Annotated in this window: 22 protein-coding genes and 2 pseudogenes; 1 reads left to right on the top strand and 23 read right to left on the bottom strand. The window is 71.4% G+C overall.

Annotated elements, in window-relative coordinates; genetic code table 11:
• Positions 1 to 72 precede the first annotated feature (72 nt).
• Positions 73 to 2,019 carry a potassium transporter Kup gene (locus ACGF12_RS27645; RefSeq protein WP_393035488.1) on the top strand — a complete coding sequence of 649 codons (1,947 nt, stop codon included), beginning with the start codon at positions 73 to 75 and terminating at the stop codon, positions 2,017 to 2,019.
• A gap of 106 nt (positions 2,020 to 2,125) precedes the next feature.
• Here the strand turns inward: ACGF12_RS27645 and ACGF12_RS27650 are convergent.
• The 23 genes and pseudogenes from ACGF12_RS27650 to ACGF12_RS27760 form a co-directional block, all read right to left on the bottom strand.
• Positions 2,126 to 2,304: pseudogene (locus tag ACGF12_RS27650) on the bottom strand (flavodoxin family protein); the annotation flags it as partial.
• A gap of 185 nt (positions 2,305 to 2,489) precedes the next feature.
• Positions 2,490 to 3,080, bottom strand: a complete 591-nt coding sequence (locus tag ACGF12_RS27655; RefSeq protein ID WP_393035491.1) for a GNAT family N-acetyltransferase — start codon at positions 3,078 to 3,080, stop codon at positions 2,490 to 2,492.
• 104 nt (positions 3,081 to 3,184) lie between these two features.
• Positions 3,185 to 3,388: a hypothetical protein gene (locus ACGF12_RS27660; RefSeq protein WP_393035494.1), complete on the bottom strand. Its 204-nt coding sequence runs from the start codon at positions 3,386 to 3,388 to the stop codon at positions 3,185 to 3,187.
• Between the two features lie 173 nt (positions 3,389 to 3,561).
• Positions 3,562 to 3,762: pseudogene (locus tag ACGF12_RS27665) on the bottom strand (flavodoxin family protein); the annotation flags it as partial.
• Between the two features lie 28 nt (positions 3,763 to 3,790).
• Positions 3,791 to 4,375, bottom strand: coding sequence for a hypothetical protein (locus ACGF12_RS27670; RefSeq protein WP_393035496.1), 585 nt, complete (start codon positions 4,373 to 4,375; stop codon positions 3,791 to 3,793).
• Between the two features lie 66 nt (positions 4,376 to 4,441).
• Positions 4,442 to 5,341 carry an ester cyclase gene (locus tag ACGF12_RS27675; RefSeq protein WP_393035499.1) on the bottom strand — a complete coding sequence of 300 codons (900 nt, stop codon included), beginning with the start codon at positions 5,339 to 5,341 and terminating at the stop codon, positions 4,442 to 4,444.
• Positions 5,338 to 6,546 carry an IS701 family transposase gene (locus tag ACGF12_RS27680; protein ID WP_393035502.1) on the bottom strand — a complete coding sequence of 403 codons (1,209 nt, stop codon included), beginning with the start codon at positions 6,544 to 6,546 and terminating at the stop codon, positions 5,338 to 5,340. Before ACGF12_RS27680 ends, ACGF12_RS27675 begins: the two co-directional genes overlap by 4 nt.
• 300 nt (positions 6,547 to 6,846) lie before the next feature.
• The gene (locus ACGF12_RS27685; protein WP_393035504.1) at positions 6,847 to 8,418 is read right to left on the bottom strand and encodes a Na+/H+ antiporter; all 1,572 of its coding nucleotides are present in this window, start codon (positions 8,416 to 8,418) and stop codon (positions 6,847 to 6,849) included.
• Positions 8,411 to 10,297 carry a 1,4-alpha-glucan branching protein GlgB gene (gene glgB, locus ACGF12_RS27690; RefSeq protein WP_393035507.1) on the bottom strand — a complete coding sequence of 629 codons (1,887 nt, stop codon included), beginning with the start codon at positions 10,295 to 10,297 and terminating at the stop codon, positions 8,411 to 8,413. Before glgB ends, ACGF12_RS27685 begins: the two co-directional genes overlap by 8 nt.
• Positions 10,294 to 12,348, bottom strand: a complete 2,055-nt coding sequence (locus ACGF12_RS27695; RefSeq protein WP_393035510.1) for an alpha-1,4-glucan--maltose-1-phosphate maltosyltransferase — start codon at positions 12,346 to 12,348, stop codon at positions 10,294 to 10,296. The genes glgB and ACGF12_RS27695 overlap by 4 nt, the downstream gene beginning before the upstream one ends.
• The gene (gene glgA / locus ACGF12_RS27700) at positions 12,345 to 13,532 is read right to left on the bottom strand and encodes a glycogen synthase (protein WP_393035513.1); all 1,188 of its coding nucleotides are present in this window, start codon (positions 13,530 to 13,532) and stop codon (positions 12,345 to 12,347) included. Before glgA ends, ACGF12_RS27695 begins: the two co-directional genes overlap by 4 nt.
• Entirely contained in the window at positions 13,532 to 14,884 is a 1,353-nt protein-coding gene (locus ACGF12_RS27705) for a sugar phosphate nucleotidyltransferase (protein WP_393035516.1), read from the bottom strand. Before ACGF12_RS27705 ends, glgA begins: the two co-directional genes overlap by 1 nt.
• A gap of 8 nt (positions 14,885 to 14,892) precedes the next feature.
• Positions 14,893 to 15,642, bottom strand: a complete 750-nt coding sequence (locus ACGF12_RS27710) for a MinD/ParA family protein (RefSeq protein WP_393035518.1) — start codon at positions 15,640 to 15,642, stop codon at positions 14,893 to 14,895.
• A 47-nt stretch (positions 15,643 to 15,689) separates the two neighbouring features.
• On the bottom strand, positions 15,690 to 16,904 hold the full coding sequence (locus ACGF12_RS27715) for a PP2C family protein-serine/threonine phosphatase (RefSeq protein ID WP_393035521.1): 1,215 nt from the start codon (positions 16,902 to 16,904) through the stop codon (positions 15,690 to 15,692).
• Positions 16,905 to 16,911: 7 nt separating this feature from the next.
• Entirely contained in the window at positions 16,912 to 17,328 is a 417-nt protein-coding gene (locus tag ACGF12_RS27720; protein WP_393035524.1) for an ATP-binding protein, read from the bottom strand.
• A gap of 19 nt (positions 17,329 to 17,347) precedes the next feature.
• The gene (locus ACGF12_RS27725; RefSeq protein WP_393035527.1) at positions 17,348 to 17,659 is read right to left on the bottom strand and encodes an STAS domain-containing protein; all 312 of its coding nucleotides are present in this window, start codon (positions 17,657 to 17,659) and stop codon (positions 17,348 to 17,350) included.
• Between the two features lie 32 nt (positions 17,660 to 17,691).
• Positions 17,692 to 19,758 carry a glycogen debranching protein GlgX gene (gene glgX, locus ACGF12_RS27730; protein WP_393035530.1) on the bottom strand — a complete coding sequence of 689 codons (2,067 nt, stop codon included), beginning with the start codon at positions 19,756 to 19,758 and terminating at the stop codon, positions 17,692 to 17,694.
• Positions 19,755 to 20,096 (bottom strand): STAS domain-containing protein, encoded by a 342-nt coding sequence (locus ACGF12_RS27735; protein WP_393035533.1) that lies wholly within the window; start codon positions 20,094 to 20,096, stop codon positions 19,755 to 19,757. Before ACGF12_RS27735 ends, glgX begins: the two co-directional genes overlap by 4 nt.
• The gene (locus ACGF12_RS27740) at positions 20,093 to 21,940 is read right to left on the bottom strand and encodes an AGE family epimerase/isomerase (RefSeq protein ID WP_393035536.1); all 1,848 of its coding nucleotides are present in this window, start codon (positions 21,938 to 21,940) and stop codon (positions 20,093 to 20,095) included. Before ACGF12_RS27740 ends, ACGF12_RS27735 begins: the two co-directional genes overlap by 4 nt.
• Positions 21,933 to 22,370, bottom strand: a complete 438-nt coding sequence (locus ACGF12_RS27745; protein ID WP_393035539.1) for a VOC family protein — start codon at positions 22,368 to 22,370, stop codon at positions 21,933 to 21,935. The genes ACGF12_RS27740 and ACGF12_RS27745 overlap by 8 nt, the downstream gene beginning before the upstream one ends.
• Complete coding sequence (locus ACGF12_RS27750) at positions 22,370 to 22,963, bottom strand: DJ-1/PfpI family protein (protein WP_393035542.1); 594 nt, start codon at positions 22,961 to 22,963, stop codon at positions 22,370 to 22,372. Before ACGF12_RS27750 ends, ACGF12_RS27745 begins: the two co-directional genes overlap by 1 nt.
• The gene (locus ACGF12_RS27755) at positions 22,956 to 24,506 is read right to left on the bottom strand and encodes a GMC family oxidoreductase (protein WP_393035545.1); all 1,551 of its coding nucleotides are present in this window, start codon (positions 24,504 to 24,506) and stop codon (positions 22,956 to 22,958) included. Before ACGF12_RS27755 ends, ACGF12_RS27750 begins: the two co-directional genes overlap by 8 nt.
• Entirely contained in the window at positions 24,506 to 24,892 is a 387-nt protein-coding gene (locus tag ACGF12_RS27760) for a nuclear transport factor 2 family protein (RefSeq protein ID WP_393035548.1), read from the bottom strand. The genes ACGF12_RS27755 and ACGF12_RS27760 overlap by 1 nt, the downstream gene beginning before the upstream one ends.
• Between the last annotated feature and the right edge of the window lie 6 nt (positions 24,893 to 24,898).

Below are 24,898 nucleotides of genomic sequence, written 5' to 3' on the forward strand. Positions count from 1 at the left end.
GCGGGATCGGTATCGTCCGCCAGGATGCCCCTGGTCTGCGGCCCAGCAGTCCCCGCACGGAGGAGATCCACCATGGCCGACAGCGGCTCCCCGGCGCGGCGGCCGGACGTTCCTCGTCAAGGCGTGCACGACTCCGTGCGTCTGGCGGTGGTGATCGCCGCGCTCGGGGTGGTCTTCGGCGACATCGGGACCAGCCCGATCTACACCCTCCAGACCGTGTTCAACCCGAGCGACCCGCACCCCGTCCCGGTCACCACGGAGAACGTGTACGGGGTGGTGTCGCTGGTGTTCTGGTCGGTGGTGATCATCGTCCTGGTCACCTACGTGTTCCTGGCGATGCGCGCCGACAACGACGGCGAGGGCGGCATCATGGCGCTGATCACGCTCCTGCGGCGGTCCGGCTCACCGCGCGGCCGGCGGACCACCGCCGTACTGGCCGCACTCGGCATCTTCGGCGCGTCGCTGTTCTTCGGCGACAGCATGATCACCCCGGCGATCTCGGTGCTGTCGGCGATCGAAGGGCTCAAGGTCGTCGAGCCGTCGCTGGAAAGCGCCGTCGTCCCACTCACCGCAGTGATCATCGTGCTGCTGTTCCTGGTGCAGCGCAGGGGGTCCGCGGCTGTGGGCCGGCTGTTCGGACCTGTGATGATCGCCTGGTTCGTGGCCATCGGGGCCTGCGGAGTGACCGGGATCGCCGGCCACCCGCAGATCCTCAGGGCGCTGTCACCGGGTTACGCCCTGGGCTTCCTGTTCGGCCACTTCGGCACCGCGTTCTTCGCGCTGGCCGCCGTCGTGCTCGCGGTCACCGGCGCCGAGGCGCTCTACGCCGACATGGGGCATTTCGGCCGCCGGTCGATCACCCGGGCCTGGTTGGTCCTCGTCTTCCCCGCCTGCATCCTGAGCTACCTCGGTCAGGGCGCGCTGATCCTCGCCGGTCCGGCCAACGTGAGCAGCCCGTTCTTCCTGCTCGTTCCCCACTGGGGACGGCTGCCGATGGTCGTACTGGCCACGGCCGCGACCGTGATCGCCTCCCAGGCGGTGATCACCGGCGCCTACTCGGTCACCTCCCAGGCCGCCCAGCTCGGCTACCTGCCGAGGCTGCGCATCGCACACACCTCCGAGTCCACCGTGGGCCAGATCTACGTCCCCTGGATCAACTGGCTGCTGATGGTCTCGGTGCTCACCCTGGTCTTCGCCTTCCGCAGCTCCACCGCGCTGGCCTTCGCGTTCGGCATGGCGGTCACCGGAACCATCACCATCTCCACCCTGCTGTTCTTCTACGTCGCCCGGGAGAAGTGGGCCACCCCGGTCTGGCTGCTCGTCACCGGCGCGACGGTGCTGCTCACCGTGGACCTGCTGTTCGTGGCGGCCAACGTGACCAAGCTCGTCCACGGCGCGTGGCTGCCGCTGCTGATCGGCATCACCGTGTTCACCGTCATGACGACCTGGCAGCGCGGGCGCGAGGTCGTCACCGCGGAGCGGGCACGCCACGAGGGCCCCTTGCGCGAATTCGTCGACCGCCTGCACAGCGGGGCGATGCCGGCGCTGCGAGTCCCCGGCACCGCCGTCTTCCTCAACCGGGGCAAACAGACGGCGCCGCTGGCCATGCGGGCCAACGTCGAGCGCAACCACGTGCGGCACGACCACGTCGTCATCCTGTCCATCGAGACCGAGCCGCTGCCGCGCCTCCCCGACGACCGGCGGCTCGTCGTCGACGACCTCGGCTACGCCGAGGACGGGATCATCCACGTCACCGCCCGGTTCGGCTACATGGAGACACCGGACGTGCCGGGCGCGCTCTCGATGCTCGACCCCACCCGGACCGAGGGGCCGTTGCAGCTCGACCAGGTGTCCTACTTCCTGTCCAAGATCGAGCTGCGGCGCGGGAAGGCCCCGACCATGGCCCCCTGGCGCAAGCGGCTGTTCATCGCCACCTCGTACATCACGGCCGACGCCGCCGAGTACTTCGGTCTTCCCCGCGAGCGCACGGTCATCATGGGCGCGCACATCGAGGTGTAGGCGTGTCTTCCGCCGTCCATCGGGAGAGCGCACCGAGGTCCGGCAACGGTTCAGGGCATGAACCCGAGGTCCATGCCCTGAACCGTGCGCGCCTCCTGAATCGTGCCCAGCCATTCCGCGTCCGCCTCCGCCCTCCAGGGTCGTTCTCCGGCCCGCCGGAATCCCGGTCGAGGTGAGACGGCCCGGGGCCCGCCTCACCGACCCAGCCGGCGTTGGCCTGCGGGCGGAGGTGTAGCCGAGATGCTGCAGGCTGTGAAGGATCCGGCTTGCAGCCCGCGCAGTGCCGGATGTTCCTGACCAGGTCCAGGAACGACTCCTGCACCGGGCCGGTCCCTCGCTGGAGCAGGTCGTCCCGGTTGCTGTCGGCTGAGCTCGATGCGGTCGGCATGCGTGCGATTCCTCCGGCAACCAGTGCGCACTGTCCGGCAGTTGGGGTCGGCTGGTGGCGGGCAGGAGCAGATGGCGCAGGGTCAGGCGGGGCCAGGGGTGGCCGGGACGGGCATGCTGCGCCAGGTGTCCGCGGTGACCTCCATGGTCACCAGGCGCATGGTGACGTCGGCTTCGGCGAAGTAGCGCTCGGTCTCGCCGGTGGGGGTGAAGCCGAAGCGGGTGATCGCGCGGACCGCGTCGGTGTTCTCCAGGGACGCCATGCTCCACACCCGGGTGAGGCCGAGTTCGGCGAAGGCGAGCTTGAGCATGAGCCAGCCGATCTCGGGGGCGCACCCTGAGCCGCGGAGGTGCCGGGCCATGGTGAAGACGCCGGAGTACCCGGTGACATCGTCCTCGACGTCGAGGCGGATGCCGCCGACGGGGCGGTCGTCGCCCTGGAGACAGGCGGCCAGCTGGTAGTGACGGCGCGGCACCTCGGTGGCGGTCGCCACGGCCTCGTCCAGCCTGTGCCGGATCCGACTGTCGTCCATGACGCCGGTCGAGAGGTGGCGCATCCCGGCGGCGTCGCCCCAGACCTGGCGCATGGCGCCGAGGTCGTCGGCGCGGTGGTCCCGCAGGCGGACGCGGGCGGTCTCCAGGACCGGCAGCGTCGCGGACGGATGTACAGGCATGCGATTCATGTTCGAACCCCAATGAGCTGGTGTGTGATTGCGGGGAGTCGGGCCCGCCCCGCCGGTGCGGCGCTGACCTGCACCAACGGGGCGGGCTCGCCGGCCTACAGGACGTGCTCGCGGGGCTTGTCGAGCCAGCCCCACGCGAGGATGACGGACTCGTGCTCGGCGTGACCGGTCCGTCCGTCGGCGCCCTGATGCGCCGACGGACGGGCAGCACCGTCCGTGCCCGCGTAGGCGAGCGCCGCCCCGCCGCCGATCACGCACAGGGCCGCCGCCGCCAGGCCGAGTACTGCTCGCTTGACCACTGTTGGTCCTCCCAAGGTCTCGAAGGGGTCAGTGCTCGCAGTAGACCTGCCGTGGGTAGACATCCGGTCAACGCCACCTGGTCGCACCGGCCGGGCCCGCAGGTCCAGGGTCTGCGGACGCCCCGGGCTCGGTCTCGGACGTCGACCGCCGCCAGGCTCCTGATCGACGCCCCGTGCTGGAGGCTGTAGAAAACGTTCATCGCATAGTGCTTGGCGCCGTCCTCGTTCCCGGAGATCAGGCAGCCGCCGGCCCCGCCGTAGTAGGCGTACTGTCCCTCGAAGTCGAGGATCGAGGCGCAGGCGTACAACCGCTCGATGACCTTCTTCATCACGGAGGAGTCGTCCCCGAGCCAGATCGGCGGAACACACACGACTTCCCCGCTCCCCGCCCGGGACACTCCGTCACGACCCCCACCGTTGCGCGTCCGCCTGCGAGTCCCGGAGTCGGCGGCGCGAGCGCCGAACCGCGATCGCGCAGGCCAGCAGCACCAGGCTGCCCAGGAATCCGGACAGCACCAGGCCGGCCACTCCGGGGGCGCCGGACCAGGCCCACCTCACGACGTTGATCGTCCAGGCCGTGATCACGCCACAAGTGAGCCAGATCGTACGGCGCCTGCTCCCCCGGTCACGCAGAGGAACCCGAGGGAGCAGGTGGTCGGGCGGCGGGACCGGGCCGACCCCTGGAGGCCAGCCCGGAGGTGTCCAGAGGTTCGTCGTCCAATCGTCCGTCCAGTCGACCAGCGAGGAGGCTTCCGGCCGCAGGTCGGGGGTGCGCATCCACTCGGCCCGGCGACGGGCTGCCGAGTCCGGGTCCAGGACCAGCACGGTCCAGGCCCCGGACCCGGCCGCCGGTCGGTGCTCCACCGGCCGGTAGCCGTACAGGTACGCGACCCACAGTTCGTGGCGCAGCTCCATACCGGTGCTGGTCGTCGACACGACCACCCTCGGCCTGCCGTCGAGCCGGTCGGCCAACCAGGTGAAATCCATGGCCACGATCGAACCAGCCTCGAAGGGCCCGGAATGTTCCTTTGACGGTACTCTGACGGACTTGCCTCAGGACGTCTTCGGCCGATCACCCGTCAGTTGCCGGTGGAGGCCCCAGAGATCGAGCTGCGCCCACTGTCCCGTGACCTTGCCGTCCCTGACGTGGACGATACGGATGGCATCGAAGGAGACCCTTCGGCCGGTAGCGGGGACGCCCATGAACTCCCCGACATGGGTGGCCTCGACGCGGAACCGGATGGTGACGGCGTCCCGCCCCTCGACCACCTCCTCCTCGGACATCTCCAGGCCCTCCCACGGCTCGACCATGTTCCGCGCGTAGTGCGTGAGCGCGACCTGGAAGTCGGTGAGCCAGCCGGTCAGCCCGAGGCACTTCTCGGTCCACCGGTCGGCGTCGATCAGACGCGTGGCCCCCTCGATGTCGCCCGCCAGCAGGCAGTCGTTCCAGGCCCGGTACACCTCCAGCGGCGTCGTGTTCGCCGGGGTGTCCGGGCGGGACAAGGCCGTCTGCCGCCAGATCCGGCCGTCCTTCATCACCATGGTGCCGACCGTGTCCTTCCGTTCGCCCGAGACCTCCATGACCGCCCGGTAGCAGACCGTGTCGCCGTGCTCGGCGTACTCCACCAATTCCGCCAGCTTCGGCCGGAGGGCGAGGTACCCGGAGAACGCCTCGCGAATTCCTTCCGTACCGGCGAAACTCCGGTCGGTCCGAATGAGCACGGCATCCACGGCGTAATTCTCGACGACCGATTCGAGATCGCCGGCGGTCACCGCCGCGAGCTGCTTCTCGAAAACCGTTCGTGCGTCCGTTGTGATGATTTCCGCCATTCGAGTTCCTCTCGGGTCGGTGCGGGAATCCGCACGATGAACCAGGTGTCGCCGGGAACCACGCGAGCGGATGCGCGGGCCCGCCGTCCGCAGCTCCCCGCAGGACCGGGCGGGCGCGGTCACCGCGATCCGATCAGCGGCAGGCGTCGCTGCGACAGCAGCCGTCCCGACTGGCGGGGCAGCCTGGCCAGGACGGAGATCGCGTGCGCAATCGAGACGAGTGTGGCGTGGTGGTGCCAGCCGCGGAAGGAGCGCCCGGCGAAGTCGCGGATGCCCACCCGGTCGCAGACGTCCTGCAGGTCGCGGGAGACCCGCCTGGTCAGCTTGGCGATCCGGAAGAGCGCCGACGAGGAGAGGTGGCCGATGTTGGAGAGGAAGAGCTCGGTGGGCCGTGCCTGTTTCGGGTCGGTCCAGGCGCCGATCAGGAAGAGCGGCGGCATGCTCGCGGCGCGGTCGTGGAGGGTCGGCAGCGCGACCCGTACGCCGACCACCTTGGCCACCCGGTGCCGGGCGTACCAGCTGTCGCGCCACTCCACGGCCGCGCCCAGCTCCCGTACGGAGGCGATGAGGTGCTCCGCGGGCAGTCGCCGCCCGTCCCCGACGGGCAGCCGCGGGTCGGCGGGGGTCACCTGCAGGGAGGCGTCGACACGCAGGACGAACGGGATCCGGCGCGGCACGAACGCCGTGAGGACCCCGGCGAGGTCGTCACCGGTCGCGGCCATCACCACCGGGCGTGGTGTGAGGCGCCACTCCTCGGCCATCGAGACGACCGAACCGACGGCGCACTCCACCGGGGTCTGGGATCTCACGTGATCGGGGACGGCGGCTCTTCTGCGCTGTTCGCTGCCCGGGACCCAGGTGGCCGGCAACGCGAGCTGCCAGTCCACCGGGCAGCTCGCCTCCTCGGAGGCCAGCCAGACGCCGGCGCTCTGCTGGCAGTTGGCCATCCGGCCGAGTCCGGGGACTAACTGGCGCTCGACGCCGACGGAGTACCGGCCCGCCTTGGGCACGGCGAGCGGCTCGACGATCCAAGCGACCGGCTGGAGCTCCCGGTCCACGAAACGCGCCAGGGACTGGCGCACCGGCTTCCACTCCCAGGGGGAGGTGGTGATGAACTGCTGGAGGCTCTGCATCGCGCCGGCGTCGGCGGCCTCGGCGATGCCCTTCATGGTCTTGCGCCCCTTCGCGGACAGCAAGCCCCGGACGTACAGCTCACCCCATCGTCGCTGGTCACTGCGCGGTACGGAGGCGAGCAACTGCCCGCACATCCGGTCCACCTGATCCTGAGAAAGGTCCTGCGGACCGAAGCCATCGAATCCGGCGTCCACACCCATCCCTCCTCGAAAGCAATGCGCGAATACCACGGCCCGGCGGAAATCGTTCGCCATTCCGGGCATGGCAGGGCGGGGAAATCGTCGATTCGGACGGATTTCCCGAAAATCCACCTGCACTGCTGAGCTCGATCGCCCATTAGAGCAGAGAACCGACTCCGGTAGAACAGATCGACGACGGTTTAGCGAGTTCCATATGCCGTGCGCGCGGATCAGGCTCGACCGGGAAAGCCGCGATCGCGGGAAATTGTTGGCACAGCATACGGACCTCTTTCCGGTCAAGACCGAGAACGCCGGTCAGGTCCGCGAGAGTGCCGCCTCCTCCAGGTCGAGCTCGTGCATCACCCGCCGCAGCACCTCGTCGTGGATCCGGCCCTCCCGGCAGAGCCGGACGAAGACGCCCCGCTCGGTGGCGAGCATCTCCCTGCGCAACCGCCGGTACGCGGCGGTGGGCGGCTCGGCCCGCGGCGGGGCACCGTCCGCCCGGATCCGCTCCCACGCGGTGGAGCAGCGGTGCTCGGCCAGGTCCCGCAGGCGGTCGAGCACGTGACCGGGCGCGTCGTCCCGGCCGCTGGCGATCCTCTCCTCCACCCGGGCCCAGGCCGCCCGGGCCGCGACCTCCTGCGCCATGGCCTCGGCGAGGTCGTCCTGACGCGCCTGCCCCTCGTCCCGCAGGCGCAGCCGGCGTGCCACGGCGGGGAACCCGACGCCCTGGACCAGCAGGGTGCCGAGCACGGCCGAGAAGGCGAGGAAGAGCACCAGGTCCCGGCCCGGCAGGTCGGGCGGCACGGCGAAGGCGGCGGCCAGCGAGACCACGCCGCGGGTACCGGCCCAGCAGATCGCGGCGGGGTGCTGCCACGGGGGCGCCGGGTCGCGCCCGCGCAACCGCGCCGACAGCCGGCGGGGCAGGTAGGTGGCGGGGAAGACCCAGACGGCCCTGGCCAGCAGCATGGCGGCGAACACCACGGCCGCGTACCGGCCCAGCGCCGCCGGGTCGGTGGTGCGCAGGGCCTGGAGCACCGGACGCAGTTGCAGTCCGATCAGTGCGAAGGACACCGCCTCCAGCACGCAGGTGGCCACCCGCCAGGTCGCCTTCTCCTGCAGCCTGGCCTCGTGCGAGGCTCCGGCGAAGTGGTGCCCGAGGTACAGCCCGGCGGCGAGCACGGCCAGCACTCCGGAGGCGTGGAGAGACTCGGCGGCCGCGTAGGCGCCGAACGGTACGAGCAGCATCACGGCGTTCTCCGTGACGGCGTCGGCCAGCCAGCCGCGCAACCGCCGGACCAGGAGGGCGAGCGCCAGGCCGATCGCGACTCCGGCCAGCGAGGTGTACGCGAACTCGGCCGCGCCGTCGAGGAACGTGCTGGTGCCGCCCAAGGCGGACGCGAGCGTGAGGCGGAAGACGGTCATGCCGGTGGCGTCGTTGACGATGCTCTCGGCCACCAGGATGGTGACGATGCGGCGCGGCAGTCCGAGCCGGCGGGCGATCGACACGGCGGCGACCGCGTCGGTGGGGGCGAGGATCGCGCCCAGGACGAAGGCGTCCGCCCACGGCATCCCGGGGACGACCGCGTGTGCCGCGGCGCCGACGAGCGCGGTGGTGAACAGGACGAGCCCTACGGAGAGCAGGCCTATCGGGCGGGCGTTGGCCCGCAGGTTCAGGTAGGAGCTCTCCACCGCGTCGGAGTACACCAGCGGGGGCACGAAGACGATCAGCGCCAGGTCCGGGTCGAGGTGGTAGTCGGGTACGCCGGGGACGAAGGAGACCAGCAGCCCTGCGACGACCGCCGCAATCGGCGGGGAGACGCCGGTGCGGTGGGCGGCGGCGGAGACCAGGGTCGCGCCGACGACCAGGAGCAGCAGCTCAGCCACGATCGGCCTCCCCGTCCTGCGGACGCAGCCAGAGCGCGCCGAGCGGTGGCAGCGCGATGTCGGCGACGGCGGGCAGCCCCTGCCAGTGCCCTGCCTCGGCCGTGACGGCGCCGAGGTTGCCGACGCCGCTGCCCCCGTAGCAGCCGGCGTCGGTGTTGAGTACCTCGCGCCAGCGGCCGGCGCGGGGGAAGGCCAGGCGGAACGGAGCTCGGACCACCGGCGAGAAGTTGTACACGCAGACCAGGGGTTCGCCGTCGGCGTCGTAGCGGATGAAGGAGAGGACGTTCTCGTCCGCGTTGTCGGCGTCGATCCAGCGGAAGCCGCCGGGTTCACCGTCGCGCTGCCAGAGCGCGGGAACGGCTCGTTGGAGCCAGTTGAGATCGTGGACCAGGTCGCGCACACCTCGGTGCTCGGGTGTGTCGAGCACCGGCCAGTCCAGTGAGCCGTCGTGCCACCACTCGGACGGCTGGGCGAACTCCTGCCCCATGAAGAGGAGTTGGCTGCCGGGATGGGCCCACATGAAGGCCAGGTAGGCGCGGACGGAGGCGAGCTGCTGCCACCAGTCGCCAGGGGCCTTGCCGAGCAGCGAACCCTTGCCGTGGACGACCTCGTCGTGGCTGACGGGCAGCAGGTAGTTCTCCGCGTGGGCGTACATCATCGGGAAGGTCATGCCGGTGTGGTGGTGGCGCCGGTGCACCGGGTCCTGGCGGAGGTAGCCCAGGGTGTCGTGCATCCAGCCCATGTTCCACTTCAGGTCGAAGCCGAGCCCGCCGGCCTCGGTCGGCCGGGTCACGCCCTCCCAGGCGGTGGACTCCTCGGCGACGGTGAGCACGCCGGGGAAGCAGCGGTGAAGGGTGGTGTTGAGTTCCCGGAGGAAGGCGACCGCCTCCAGGTTCTCGCGGCCGCCGTGGGCGTTGGGCGTCCACTGGCCGTGGCCGCGCGAGTAGTCGAGGTAGAGCATGGAGGCCACCGCGTCCACCCGCAGGCCGTCCACGTGGAACTCCTCGCACCAGTACAGCGCGTTGGCGATCAGGAAGTTGCGCACCTCGGGGCGGCCGAAGTCGAAGACCAGGGTGCCCCAGTCGGGGTGTTCGCCCCGGTGCGGGTCGGGGTGCTCGTAGAGGGGGGTGCCGTCGAACCGGGCCAGCGCCCAGTCGTCCTTGGGGAAGTGCGCGGGCACCCAGTCGACGATCACGCCGATGCCGGCCCGATGGAGGGCGTCGACCAGGTGCCGGAAGTCGTCCGGGGTGCCGAGCCGGGCCGTCGGGGCGAAGTACGAGGTGACCTGGTACCCCCACGAGCCGCCGAAGGGGTGCTCGGCGACCGGCAGGAACTCGACGTGGGTGAAGCCCACGTCCCGGACGTAAGGGGGCAGTTCGTCGGCGAGTTGCCGGTACGTCAAGCCCGGACGCCAGGAGCCCAGGTGGACTTCGTAGACGCTCGTCCGTGCCGGGCGCGCCGACCGGCCCGCCATCCAGGCCGCGTCGGTCCAGCGGTGCCAGGAGGTGTAGATCCTGGAGGCCGTCCCTGGTGGGCACTCGGCGGAGAAGGCGAACGGGTCCGCCTTCTGCCGCCAGGTACCGTCCGCGCCGAGGACTTCGTACTTGTACAGGGCACCCTCGCGGGCCCCGGGCGCGGACAACTGCCAGACGCCCGAGGAGCCGAGTGGCAGCATCTCGTGCCCGGCGCCGTGCCAACCGTTGAAGTCGCCGACCACCCGTACCGCGCGGGCGCCGGGGGCCCAGACGGCGAAGTCGGTGCCGTCGGCCCGGGGGTGGGCTCCCAGCACCTGCCAGAGCCGCTCGTGGCGGCCCTCGCCGATCAGGTGGAGGTCGAGCTCGCCGAGCGTCGGCGGAAGCGGATCAAGGAGTGGGGTCACCGGGGAGTCCTCGTCAGGGATCGGATGGTGAAGACGTGGGCCACCTGGCCGGCGAGCGGGTCGAGCCGGACGTGGTTCTCGCCGCCCCAGCGGTAGTCGGCTCCGGTGAGCTCGTCGTGGACGCCGAAGGCGGCGCCCGGCTCCAGCCCGAGTTCGGCGAGGTCGACGGTGAGGGTGCCCTGCTGGGCGTGGTGCGGGTCCAGGTTGAGCACCACCAGGACGGCGTCCTCGCCGAGCCGCTTGGAGTAGGCGAGGATCTGCGGGTTGTCGCAGGAGTGGAAGCGCAGGTTGCGCAGGTGGTGCAGCGCCGGATGCCGCTCCCGGATCCGGTTGAGCGCGGTGAGCAGCGGAGCGAGCGAGCGCCCTTCGCCGCCGGCCCAGTCGCGCGGCCGGTACTGGTACTTCTCCGAGTCGGCGTACTCCTCGCCCCCGGGCGCGGCCGCGGCCGCCTCGCACAGCTCGTAGCCGGCGTAGACGCCCCAGGAGGGACTGGCCGTCGCGGCCAGCACCGCCCGCACCGAGAAGGCGGCGCGTCCGCCGTGCTGGAGGTAACGCGGGAGGATGTCGGGGGTGTTGACGAAGAGGTTGGGCCGCAGGTAGTCGGCCGACTCATCGCCGTCGAGTCCGGCCAGTTCGCCGAGGTAGGACTCGATCTCCTCCCGGGTGTTGCGCCAGGTGAAGTAGGTGTACGACTGGTGGAAGCCGACCCGGGCCAGGGCGTGCAGCATCGCCGGGCGGGTGAACGCCTCGGAGAGGAAGAGCACGTCCGGGTCGGTGGCGTGGACGTCCGCGAGCAGCCGCTCCCAGAATCCGAGCGGTTTGGTGTGCGGGTTGTCCACCCGGAAGATCCGCACGCCCCGGTCCATCCAGTGGTGGAGCACCCGCAGGCAGGCATCGTGGATGCCGTCCGGGTCGGCGTCGAAGTCGATCGGGTGGATGTCCTGGTACTTCTTCGGCGGGTTCTCGGCGTGGGCGATGCTGCCGTCGGCCCGGCGGCGGAACCACTCGGGGTGTTCGCGGAGCCAGGGGTGGTCGGGCGAGCACTGCAGGGCGAAGTCGAGCGCGATCTCCAGGCCGAGGCGGCGGGCGGTGCGCACGAACTGCCGGAAGTCGCGGTCGGTGCCGAGGTCCGGGTGCAGGGCGTCGTGCCCGCCGGCGGGCGAGCCGATGGCCCACGGGGATCCGGGGTCGTGCGGCCCGGCGGTGAGGCTGTTGTCGGGGCCCTTGCGGTGAGTGGCGCCGATGGGGTGGATCGGCGGGAGGTAGACGACGTGGAAGCCCATCGCGGCGACGGCGGGGAGCCGACGCGCCGCGGTGCGGAAGGTGCCGGAGCGGGGCGGCCGTACACCGGCCGGGTCGAGGACGGCTCCCTCCGAACGGGGGAAGAACTCGTACCAGGAGCCGTAGCGCGCCCGTTCGCGTTCCACTCGCAGTGGGAACTCCGGTCCGACGGTGAGGAGTTCGCGCAGCGGTCCGGCGTCGACCGCCGTGCGGACCTCGGGCGAGAGAGCGGCGACCAGCCGCGCCTCGGCCGGGCGGGCGGTGTCCCGTACGGCGGCCGCCGCCCAGGCGAGCACGGTCTGCGTGGGAGTCCCGACGGCGAGGGGTCCGAGGGCGGCTCGGGCCAGCAGGTCGGCGCCCTCCTTCAGGCTCAGCTCGACGTCCACGCCGGCCGGGACCTTCACCTCTGCCGCGTGCCGCCAGGTGGCCAGCGGGTCGCTCCAGGCCTCCACCCGGAAGGTCCACTCTCCCAGTTGGTCCAGGACGACCTCTGCGGTCCGGCGGTCGGTGCCGCGCACCTTCTCGGTCATCGGGATCCCTGGGCGCTCCAGGCCGTCCGGGCCGGTGAGCACCACCCGGGCACCGATCTCCTCGTGGCCCTCGCGGAAGACGGTGGCGGAGATCTCGAACGGCTCGCCCGGCACCGCCCGCGCGGGCCGACGCCCCTGATCCACCGACGGCCGCACCTCGGTGATCGGGATCCGTCCGACCGGGGAGGGGAGTTGGTGCGGGCGGAGCTCCTTCGCGGGCAGGATCGACTCGACGGTCATCGGACTCCGGACCTTTCCCCCACCGATCGGTAGACGTCGTGGACCTGGCCGGCGATCGCCGTCCAGGAGAAGTGCTCGGCCGCCCTGCGGCGCCCGGCCCGGCCCATCCGGCGGGCCCGGTCCGGGTCGGCCAACAGCTCGTTGATCCGCACCGCGAACTCCATGGCGAGGAGCACGGGTTCGGCGGGCCCGCCGTCGCCGCCGAACGGGGCCAGCAGGCCGGTCTCCCCGTCGGCGACCACCTCCGGGATGCCGCCCACGGCGGTGGCGACCACCGGTGTCTCGCAGGCCATCGCCTCCAGGTTGACGATGCCCAGCGGCTCGTAGACCGAGGGGCAGGCGAACACGTCGGCGTACGAGAGGAGTTGGCGCACCGCCGAGCGGGTCAGCGGCTCCTCGACGTGGACCACCTCGGCGCCCAGCCCGCGTGCCGCGCGGACCGCGGCGGCGAACTCCCCGGCGATCTCGGGGGTGTCGGGAGCACTGACACACATCACCAGCTGGGTGCCGGGGGCCAGGTGCGGCGCTGCGCGCAGCAGGTGGGTCAGGCCCTTCTGCCGGGTGAGGCGGGCGACGCAGGCGACGGTGGGCCGGTCGGTGCGGATGCCCAGGCGGCGCAGTTCGGCGGTGTCGGGGTCGGGTGCGAACTCGTCGGTGTCGATGCCGTTGTGGATCACCACGACGCGGTCGGGGTCGAGTTCCGGGTAGCAGCGCAGGACGTCCTCGCGCATCGCGCCGGAGACGGCGATCACCCGGTCGGCGCCGAGGAGGGCGGTGCGCTCGCAGAACGAGGAGAGCGCGTGCCCGCCGCCCAGCTGCTCGGCCTTCCAGGGGCGCAGCGGTTCCAGGCTGTGCGCGGTGACCACGTGCGGGGTGCCGTACAGCAGTTTCGCGTGGTGGCCGGCGAGGTTGGTGTACCAGGTGTGGCTGTGCACGATGTCGGCCCCGGCGGCGGCCGCCGCCATGGCGAGGTCGGTGCCGAGGGCCTGGAGGGCGCCGTTGGCTCCTGCCAGGTCGGCGGGCGTTCGGTGGCCGGTGACGTACGGCGCGGGGCGGGGCCCGTCGAAGCACTGGACTCGCAGGTCCACCAGTTTCCGTAGCTCCCGGGCGAGTTGCTGCACGTGGACGCCGGCTCCGCCGTAGACGTACGGCGGGTACTCGCGGGTGAGGACGTCGACGCGCATCACGCCGCCCTCCCGTTCACGGGGGTCTCGCCCAGCCAGTGCAGCAGGTCCTTGAGTCCGGAGAGGCTGGCCCCGGTGGGTATCCGTGCCTCGCTCCCGATGTCGAGCCGGGGGAACACGCTCACTCCGCGCAGGTGGGTGCCGGCCCCGACCCGGACCTCGTCGCCGAGTGCGCAGAACTCCTCCAGGACGACCGGGCGCGCACGGCTGGAGCGGATGTCGACCATGACGCCGAGGAAGGCGTCGGAGATGAGGGCGCCGGGTCCGACGATGCTGTGGTCGCCGCAGGCGACACCGCGCAGCGAGGCGCCCTCGCCGAGGTCCACGCCGTCGCCGATGTCGGACTCGGCGAGGACGACGCCGGGGCCGATCTCGACGTCCCGGCCGATCCGCACGTTCGGGCCGATCCGGACGGTGCCGTCGGCGACCTTCTCCGCGAGGGTCCGGCCGGTGGTCTCGTCCTTGAGGTGCAGGCTGCTCTCGTGGATCCGTGCGCCGGCCAGGGCGCTCACCGGCGGGTCGATCCGGCCGCTGAGCATCGGGTACTCGTCGCGCAGGACTTCGCGCAGGGTGGTGAGGTAGTCGCGGGGGCTGCCCAGGTCGCCGAACTTGGCGATGGGGTGGGAGGCGATCCGGTGGCCCTGCGCGGCCAGGTACGGCAGCAGGTCGCCGCCCCAGTCCAGGCTGCGGCGGGCGAGCGCGGCGAGGGCCGGCTCGCGGGCGATCGCCCGCAGCCGGTCGCAGTCGACCAGGTACATTCCGGCGTTGGTCTCGACCCGGCCCGCGCCGTCGATCGCGCCGGCCGCCCGAAGGGTGGCCAGGTCCGGTTTCTCCAGGAAGCCCGCCACCCGGCCGCCGGGGGCACGCAGCACCACGCCGTACTTGCCCGCGGCCTCGGTGGCCGCGCGCAGCACGGTGGCGAGGGTGACCACGGCGTCGTGTGCCCGGTGGGCGCGGGCCATGGCGGCGAGGCCGAAGTCGAAGACCGAGTCGGAGGGGAAGACCAGCGCGAGGCCGGTGAGGTCCCAGTACTCGAGGCAGCGCAGAGTGGCCTCGCCGGAGCCGGTGTTGCTGCTGTCGAAGCGGGTGCGGGAGTAACGGACGGACACGCCGAACTGCTCCCCGTGCTCCAGGATGGCCTTGGTCTGGGCGCGGTTCTCCCCGCCGTTGGCGGCGACGTAGAAGTGGTCGATCCCCTGGGCCTGCAGGATCCCGACCGCCCACTCGATGAGGCTGCGGCCGGCCAGGCTCATGGCGGCCTTGCTGCGCAGGTAGTCGGGGGAGTTCAGGGTCAGCGGCCGGGCCCGCACTCCCCGGCCTCCGACCAGGGCGATCGCGGACAGGGTCTCCATCGTTGCCGTCACCTCCGGCGTACCAGGGAAGGGATGATCTTGCGGAAACGTTCCACCAGCGGGTGGTCGGGGTGGGCGTCGACGAAGAGCCGCGCCCCGGCGGCCATGGCCAGCTCCGGCGTGTACGGCAGGGCGGCCTCCACGGGCGATCCGTACGCCGCCTCCGCTCGCTGCGCGGCCAGCTCCTGCGACACGCCCGGCGGGACCATGTTGACCAGCAGCACCCGCCGCGGGCAGCCGAGCTGGGCGGCGAACTCGACGGTCTCCGCCGCGCCGAGGAGGTCGAGCCGGCACGACCTGGTCACCACGGCCAGGGTGTCGGCGCTCGCCACGGCCGTCACCGTCTCGTTGTTGATACCCGCGTGCGTGTCGAGCAGCAGGACGTCCAGGCGTAGTGCGTCGATCAGCCGGTCGAAGCCCTCGCGCAGCAGGCCGACGTCGTACCCCTGCGCGATGATCTCGTGGATCCCGGAGGCCTCCGCCCGGGCGGGGACGAGGTACAGCTCGGTACCTCCGGGTACGGCGGGCACCGTGAGGGCCGCGTCCTCGACCTCGCACTGGCCGACCAGGTAGTCGGCGAGGGTACGCTCCGGGATCTGGGTACCGCCGAACAGGGCGTGCGCGGCGGGTGACTGGATGTCGGTGTCCACCAGCGCCACCCGGTGGCCCTCGTCGGCCATCAGCCGGGCCAGGTTGGCTGCGAGGGTGGATCTTCCGGTGCCCCCTCGGTGCGAGTGCATCGCGATGATCTGTGCCATCTCTCCTGTCCGATCGTCCTGGAAACCGTGGGCGCGGCGGCGCCGGGTCAGCACGGTCCGGCCGTGCGGTGGACGGCCATCATGGTGATGTCGTCATGCTGCTCGGCGGCGCCGGTGTGCTCCCGCAGCGCCGCCTCCATCCGCTCCAGCAGGGCCCGTCCGGACGGCACGGGCTCTCGCAGCAGGCCGAGCACGCGCTCGTCGCCGAAGAACCCGCCGCCCTCGTCGCGCGCCTCGGTCACGCCGTCGGTGTAGACGAACAGGGTGTCGCCCGGCCGGAGTTGGGCGTACCCGAGGTCGAAGGCGCAGTCCGGGATGACGCCGACGGCCGGTCCGGTGGGTTCCAGCGGCGTCGGGTCCCCACCCTCCCTGGGGACGAGCATGGGCGGGTTGTGACCGCCGTTGATGTAGACCAGGCTGCCGGTGGCCGGGTCGAGGACGGCGAAGAACATCGTGGCGAAGTAGCCCTGGCCGCTGTGGTTGCGGGTGAGGTAGCCGTTGGTGCCGACCACCGCGTTCAGCAGCGGGGTGGCCCCGACCACGGGGATGACATGTGCGTGGTCGGCGGCCTGGTGGGTCGTCATCAGGCTCTGCAGGCCGCTGTGCTCGGCCGTGTGCCGCAGCAGGCTGCGGATCAGCGCCATGAACAGCGCCGCGCCCACACCCTTGTCGCACACGTCGGCCACCACCAGGGCCAGCCGACGACGGTTGACCAGCTCGAACACGTCGTAGAAGTCGCCCGCGACGTTGCGGGCGGGCCGGAAGCGGACGTCCAGGTCCCAGCCCCCGGGGGCGGGCAGCTCCTCCGGCAGAAAGCCCTCCTGGATCTGCCGGCCGATTTTCAGCTCCCGTTCGTAACTGAGGAGTTCGGCCTGTGCCTCGATCTCCTCCATCGCCCGGCCGAGCTTGGCCTGCTCGTAGCAACTGCGCAGTCTGGCCCGCACCAGCGGCGGGAGGAACGGCGGGACGATGTAGTCGTGCCCGAGCCTGATGTGCTGCTCGATGTCGGCGAAGCCTTCCTCCGCGTACACCACCGTCATCGGGGTCGCCCCGCTCCCGGCGAGGCGCCGGCTGATCTCCCGCACGGCCCGCGGCGGCATCGCGGCCGGGGCCAGCAGGACCTCCGCCCGGGCTGCCTCCCCCTCCAGGGCGTCCTGCGGGGTGCGCACTTCGACGGCCACGTTCTCGTGGGCGAGGGCGGCCAGCAGCTCGGGGGGCGGGTTCCGCTCCTGGTCGACCAGGAGCGCGGTCACGTCGGGCATGGGGTCCTCATTCGGTTCGGTGCCGCCGGATCACGAGGGTGCTGCGGTTGTGGCCGTCGGCGTAGCGGTAGCTGAAGTCGTCCAGCGCGGTGATGGCGAGGTGGATCCCCAGACCGCCGATCGGCCGCTTCGCCAGCGGGACGTCGGGCGTCGGGGGTTTGCGCCCGGCGGCGGGGTCGAAGGGTGGGGCGTCGTCCTCCAGGCGGATCCAGACGATGTCCTCGTCCGTTCCGCCCGCGAGCCGTAACTCCCCCTCGCCGCCGCGGTAGCCGTGCATCACCACGTTGGTGGCGAGCTCGTCGGCGGCGAGCCGGAGCCGGTACGCGGCCTCGGGGCTGAGCCCGGCCCGTTCGGCGAGCTCGTGGCAGAAGTGCGCGACCTCGTCCAGGGAGGTCAGCGCGGCAGCGATGCGCAGGGCGGTCATCCGCGTGGCCCGTCCGGTCTCACTCGTCGATGAGCGTGACGCTGTGGTCGAAGCCGGCCTGCCGGATGGTCCGGGCCACCGGCGCACTCGGCCCGGACACGGTGATCACGACGTCGTCGCCCATCTTCTGCCGGGCGAACACCAGGGAGCGCAGGCCCGCGCTGGCCATGTACGTCAACCGGCTCGCCTCGATGACGACGTGGGTGACCCCGGCGGCGGCGGCCTGCTCGATGGTGTCGTGGAAGGCGGGGGCACTGGCGGCGTCCAGCTCGCCGGCGAGGCTGATGGTCGCGGTGTCGGTGGACGTGGTGACCGAGACGGTGAGGGACATGGGGTGGGTTCTCCGGTTCTGTCGGTGTGATGTCAGCGGGCGAGCAGGATCACCGTGGAGCGCGGGGCGATCCGGTAGCGGCCCGGATCCTCCAACGGGGGCTCCGCGCCGGGCCGGTGGAGATCGTGCGGGGCATCGGCGGCGGTGTCGGCCACCAGGTGCCAGGCCGTGCCGGGGCGTGGCCGCGGCAGTTCGAGGTCGCGCGGCTCCCAGTGGGCGTTCATGGCGACGTAGATCTGCTCGTCGCCCTCGCGCAGCACCGCCAGCAGGCGACTGTCCGGGGACCAGTCGGGCTCCCCCGCGCGCACACCGTGCCAGCTGACCTCGCCGCCCGGGTGGTCGGCGCCGCGCAGCAGCGGGTGGGCGTGCCGGAAGGCGATCAGGCCCTGGACGAAGCGGTGCAGGTCGGCGTTGGCCTCCAGCAGGCCCCAGTCCAGCCAGGACAGCTCGTTGTCCTGGCAGTAGGTGTTGTTGTTGCCTGCCTGGGTGCGGGCGAGTTCGTCGCCGGCCAGTAGCATCGGCACGCCCTGGCTGGTGAGCAGGATCGCCATGGCGTTCTTCATCTGGCGCCTGCGCAGCCGCAGGATCCCCTCGTCGTCGGTCGGGCCCTCGGCGCCGCAGTTCCAGCTGTGGTTGTCGTTCGCGCCGTCGGCGTTGCCCTCGCCGTTGGCCTCGTTGTGCTTCTCGTCGTACGAGACCAGGTCGTGCAGGGTGAACCCGTCGTGGGCGGTGACGAAGTTGACCGAGGCGGCGGTGCCGCGGCCGACGTACAGGTCGGGCGAGCCGGCCAGGCGGGTGGCCAGTTCGCCGACCGTGCCCCCGTCCCCCTTGAGGAACCGGCGCACGGTGTCGCGGTACTTGCCGTTCCACTCGGCCCAGCGCCCGTAGTCGGGGAAGCTGCCGACCTCGTACAGGCCCGCGGCGTCCCAGGCCTCGGCGATCAGCTTGCAGTGCCGCAGCACCGGGTCGTGCGCCAGCTGCTCGACCAGCGGCGGATTGGCCAGCGGGGCGCCGTCCGGTGCCCGGTCGAGGATGGCCGCGAGGTCGAAGCGGAAGCCGTCGACGTGGTACTCGGACACCCAGTGGCGGAGGCAGTCGAGGATGAAACCGCGTACCACGGGGTGGTTGCAGTTGACGGTGTTCCCGGTGCCGCTGAAGTTGAGGTAATGACCGTCCGGCGTCAGCATGTAGTAGGTCGCGTTGTCCAGGCCCCGGAAGGAGATCGTCGGGCCCTGCTCGTTGCCTTCGGCGGTGTGGTTGAAGACCACGTCGAGGAGCACCTCGATGCCGGCCGCGTGCAGGTCCTTGACCAGCGTCTTGAACTCGTCGGCCTGCATGCCGAACCGTCCGGTCGCCGCGTAGCCGGCCTTGGGTGCGAAGAACCCGAGGGTGTTGTAGCCCCAGTAGTCCAGCAGCGGTTCGCCGGTCGCCGGGTCGCGGCGCGGGTTGGCGTGCTCGTCGAACTCGAAGACGGGCATCAACTCCACGCAGTTGACGCCGAGTTCCCTCAGGTACGGGATCTTCTCGCGCAGGCCCGCGAAGGTGCCGGGGGCGGAGACCCCGGAGGACGGATGGCGGGTGAAACCGCGCACGTGCAGCTCGTACACGACGAGGTCCTCGGTGGGGATGTGCGGCGGCGCGTCGTCGCCCCAGTCGAAGTCGTCCCGCACCGGCCGGGAGCGGTACGGGCAGGGGCGGCCGCGGTCCGGCGGTGTGCCCCACGTATCCCGCCCGGAGATCAGCCGCGCGTACGGGTCGGTGAGCACCCGGCCCGGGTCGAATCGGTCGCCGCGCCCGGGGTCGAAGGGCCCTTCGGCACGGAAGCCGTACTCCAGTGTTTCCTCGTCCAGGCCGAAGACGGTCATCGCGAAGACGCTGCCGGTGCGGAACGCGGCGGGGAACTCCAGCTCGGCCGACGGCCGGGAGGCTCCCGTTTCGAACAGCACCAGCCACATCCGGGTGGCCCGGTCCGAGTGGACCGAGAAGTTGACGCCGCCCGGCACCGGCATGGCGCCGAAGGGCAGCGGGCGGCCGGCCCGGACGCCGTAGCCGGCGACGGTCCGCGTCGGGTAGGCGTCGATGCGCTCGCCGGTGCTCATTCGCGGGCCGGCCCGAGGACTGCCGACGCGCTCTCCCGGACGTCGAAGAAGTCGAGGAAGCCCGTGGAGGCCATCACGAACCGCACCTCCTCCGCGAGCCCGACCAGCACGGTGGCGGTCTGCCGGCGCAGCGCCTGCCGGTGCGCCAGCAGGAGGGTGCGCAGGCCCGCGCTGGAGATGTACGGCACTGCGCTGAGGTCGATCACGGTGGTCGCGGTACGGCCGATCAACGGCAGGACGACGCCCTGGAGTTCGGCGGAGGTGACACTGGTGATCTCCCCTTCGAGCTCGACGACGGTGACGCCGTCCTGCTCGCGGGAGCGGACCGAGACCTTCACGACGCCTTCCCCACCGGTTCGAGGCGGACCCGGACCTTCACCCGGCCCCGGCCACGCGGCAGACGCACGGTGAGCGCGTCGGCGTCGTAGTCGGAATACGGCTCGCCGTCGAGTTCCACTGCGGCGATCCGCACCGAGCCGGCCGGCAGGAGGTCGGGCGAGACGCGCAGCAGGCCTCCCGGAAGACCGTCCGGGTCGGGCTTGAACCAGAAGTCCATGCCCCGGCCGGCGATCAGCAGGTTGTTGCAGACCGCGGCGAGGTAGCACAGCTCGGCCGAGTGGTACATGCTCATCGAGTGGCTGCCTTTGAGCCGCTCGGTGCCGAGCAGGTAGGGCGTGCCGGAGGCGAGCACGTTGAAGTAGACGGCGCCCTCGTCGTGGTCGAGGAAGAACGCGTTGTAGAACGCCTCCGCGTGGCGGGCGTCGCGCAGGAACTCCGCCCGGCCGGTGGTGCCGTGGAGGATCAGGTAGGCGAGGATCGCCTGTTCCTGCTGCCACCAGGCCTTGCGGTCGTGCCAGGCGAAGCGGTGGTGCTCCTGCCCGTCGCCGAGGACGCGCTCGACCACGTCGTACCAGCCGCCGCGCTGGCGGTCGCTGCCGACGGCGGGCATCAGCTCGCCGATCTCTGCGGCCGCCTCCAGGTACTCCCGCTTGGGGCGCAGCGCGTGCATGCGCATCAGGCTCCAGGCGATCTTCAGGTTGTGGCCGACCACCGCGCGGTCCTGCTGCCAACCGTGGGTGGTGTCGTGCGACCAGTCGCGGTGGAAGCGTTCCTGGACGAACGGGCTGTTCTTGCGGTCCGGGCTGTGCTTGTCCGGAACGAAATGGTCGACGATGGTGTCGAAGGTGTACTCCAGCATCCGGGCGTAGGTCTCGTCGCCGGTGGCCAGGTAGAGGTTGATCAGGTACGCGGGGGCGTGGTCTCCGACCGAGTTCCAGTTCTTGCGAGCCCTGTTGGGCCCGAGCGAGTCGTGGTCGGCGCGGAACAGGATCGGGTCGATGTGCGAGTAGTAGCCGCCCTGTTCGCGGTCGAGGAAGAACTTCTCGAACAGTCGCAGGGTGGCGTCGGCATCGGCCTTGATCCGCGGGTCGCCGGTGACCCGGTAGGTCTGGACCGGGCCGGCCAGCGCGTAGATCTGCTCGTACATCGGGATGGCGTCGTAGTCGTCGGCGAACTCCGAGGTGAAGAGCTTCTTCTCGGTGTCCCCGTCCACGCTGAGCCCGTGGTACCAGTAGACGACGTCCTCCTCCGGGTCCACCACGCGCATGTGCTCGCGAAGGTACTCGGTGCCGCGCTCGGCGACTTCCAGGTACTCGTCGTCGCCGGTGAGCATGAAGGCGGAGGCCATGCCGTACACCAGGCGGGAGATGGTGTCGGTCTCCTGGACGTGGCTGGCGGTCTTGTCGCCGCCCAGGCGCAGCTGGGTGCGGTACCGGGTGTAGTCGATCGGACCGTCGCCGAACTGGGCTCGGCGGTAGAAGCCGGCGATGGACTCCAGCTGGCGGATCCACCAGTCGGTCTCCTCGAAGCGGTACGCCCCGGGCCGGCGGCCGGGGAAGACCAAACGCTTGGCCTCGATCCGCGTCGTGCCGCCCTCCGGGTAGTAGAGGACGTGGGCGAAGAGGTAGCGGCCGGGCTCCAGCATCGTGCCGAGGTGGCCGCCCGCGTCGGTGTACGGCTCCTCCAGGTTGCGCAGCAGTTCGGCGGAGACCTCCCCGGCGGTGGAGATCTCGAACTCCCGGCCGTCGGCGGTGCGGAGGGTGAAGCGTCCGGCGGCGCGGTCGTGGGCGGTGACGTAGCCGCCGATGGTGTCGGAGAACGTGAAGTTCACCGTGTTAGACATGGATCTCCCTTTCCGTGATCTCGATGGCTTCCTGGTCCCGGTAGCCCTGACTGACCTCGACGACCACGCCGTCCGGGTCGCGCAGCCAGACCGTCCGCCAGCCGTCCAGGACGTCGTCGAAGTCCAGCGGGCCGAGGGTGACGTGGGCGGCTTCGCCCATGGCGGCGAGCAGTTCGTCGATGTCGTCGGTCTGGAACGCGATGTGGCGCACGGCGCCGGGCTGTGCCGGGCCGTCGGCCGTGGCGCTCGGAGCGGCCGGCTCGCCCGGAGTCGGGAAGAGTTCGAGGTGGGTGTCGCCGTTGCGCAGGAAGAGGATCTCCCCGTCGCCGACCGGCACCGTTCGGGCCCGGCGGAAGCCGAACCAGCGGGTGTAGAACTCCTCGGTCGCGCACTGGTCGTGGCAGTTGAGGCCCACGTGGGCCCAGCGCATCACCGGCTCCTCCGGTCGGCGAGCAGGTCGATGACCGTCCTGGCGAGGAGGTGGTGGTGCTCGCCGGTGCGAGCGGTGACCAGGTCGGCGTCGACCACGACGTCCTGGTCGACGTACTCGGCGCCCGTGTTCCGCACGTCGCCGATCAGGTTGTTGTGGCAGACGACCTTGCGGCCCTTGACGGTCTGCGGGATGGCGGAGGCCAGCCACATGCCGTGGCAGATGATGCCCTTGACCACGCCCGGCTCGGAGAACGCCCAGCGCAGCAGCCGGGTGGCGGGGGCCAGCCGGTTCACGTCCTCGCTGTAGCGCAGCCGGTCGGCCACCATGCCGGAGGGCACGATGATCGCGCCGTACCGGCGCGGGTCGTCGCCTTCGAGGCTGCGGGTGACGGTGAGGGGCGCACGGAACTCATGCCCGGTGAAGGTGAGTTCGCTCTGGCCCCAGAGGCGGCTGAGGAGGTCGACCTCGGCGCCCTCCTCGGCGAAGCGGTGCCGGTAGTAGGTGATCTCGGGTTCGTAGTAGTCGCTCTCCACCAGCACCGCGATGCGGGTGCCGGTCAGCGGTCCTTCCCGGACGGCGACGTCAGACATGGGTCCCTTTCCTGATCAGGTCGGCCGCCCGTTCTGCGATCATCACGACGGCGGCATGGGGGTTTCCGGAGGGCACGGCGGGCATCACGCTCGCGTCCGCGATGCGCAGTCCGCGCACCCCGTGGACGCGCAGGCGCGGGTCCACCACCGACAGGTCGTCGGTGCCCATCCGGCAGGAGCCGGCGTGGTGGTGGTAGCTGTCGGCTGTGCGCCGGACGAAGGCGCGCAGCTGCTCGTCGCCGCGGACGGCCGGCCCGGGCCACAGCTCCTGCTTGTGCCAGGGTGAGAAGGCGGAGGTGCCGATGATCTCCCTGGCCAGCTCGACGCCCCGGACGAGGCGTTCCAGGTCGGAGTGGTCGCCGAGGTAGTTCGGGTTGACCAGCGGCCGGGCCAGCGCGTCGGCCCGGGCGAGCCTGACCCAGCCACGGGAGGCGGGCCGGACGACGCCGGGCAGGACGCTCACTGTGTCCGGGTGCCCGCGGGTCGCTTCCGGGTCGAACGAGGTGTGTACGAACGCGAGTTGGAGGTCGGGTGCGGGCAGTCCCGGTTCGGAGGCGAGGAACAGGGCCGCCTCCGAGAGGTTCTGCCGGGCAGCCGGTACGGGGGTGCGCGACTCCGACATCACGGCGGTCAGTACATGGTTGTGGAAGTTCTCCCCGACCCCCGGCAGCGCCGCGTTGACCGCTATGCCGAAGCTCCGCAGGCGGTCGGGACTCCCGATGCCGGAGAGCAGCAGCAGCTTCGGCGACTCGATCGCGCCGGCGGCGAGGATCACCTCGGCCGCGGCGTACGCCTGGTGGATGCCGACTCGGAGGTCCTCGCCGTGCACGTCGCGCACCACACGCCCTTCCAGGCCGACGGGCTCCGGGCGCTGGAGGTACTCGACGCCGACGCAGCGACCGCCGATCACCACCAGCCGCAGTGCCTGGGCATTGCTGCGCAGCGTCAGGTTGGGCCGCCGCAGGGCGGGTTCGAGGTACGAGGCGAGTGCGCCCCGGCGCCGACCGCCGGCGGTGTCCAGGAGGTGCCAGCCGACACCGTGTACCGGGCCGTCGGCGAAGTCCGCGAGCCGCGGGTGGCCGAGCTCGACGCAGGCCTCGACGAAGGCCTCGGAGGCCGGGTTCGGCCCGTTCAGGCCCGCGTGCGTGAACGGCCGGTCCGCCTCCATCCGGTCGAAGTAGGGCCGGACGTCACGGTACGACCAACCGGCCGCGCCCTGGTAGGCCCAGTGGTCGAAGTCCGCCGGGTGGCCCCGGACGTGCATCATCAGGTTGAGGTTGCTGCTGCCGCCGGGCGCCCGGCCGCGCGGTTCGCGGATGCCCCTGCCGTCCAGGCCCGGCTGCGGGGTGCTCCGGTAACGCCAGTCGATGCGGCTGCCGAGCAACCGCATCCAGGCGGTGGGGTCGTCCACCTCGGCCGGGATGCGGCCGGCGCCGGCCTCCAGGACCAGCACGCGCGCGTCCGGGTCCTCGGTGAGGCGGTGGGCCAGCACGCTGCCGGCCGTGCCCGCGCCGACGACGACGTAGTCGAACTCCTCCCTCATCACGACCGCCGGCTCTGGGACAGCACCTGGAACGGCAGGGTGTCGTGGAAGTTGGACATGTAGGTGATCCGGCCGTCGCGGATGCGGAAGTAGTTCATGACGTCCGCCTCGATCGGCCTGCCGGAGGAGCTGCGGGCCGAGATGTGGGACACCACGGCCGCCTCCTCGCCATCGGCGTCGACCAGGAAGTAGCGGGGGAGGTTCTCGAAGGAGGCGTACATCTCCCCCATGCCCCGCATCATCGAGCGGAGTCTGCCGCGCCCCTCGATGCGGCCGGCGAGTTGTTCGTCCATCACCATGTCCTCGGCGAAGAGGTCGCACCAGCTGTCCCAGTCGCCTTCGTTGGCGTGGACGTAGTAGTTGGCCAGCACCTCGCGGGCGTTCATCGCTTC

The sequence above is a fragment of the Kitasatospora sp. NPDC048296 genome, assembly GCF_043201815.1.
Classification (GTDB): Bacteria; Actinomycetota; Actinomycetes; order Streptomycetales; family Streptomycetaceae; genus Kitasatospora.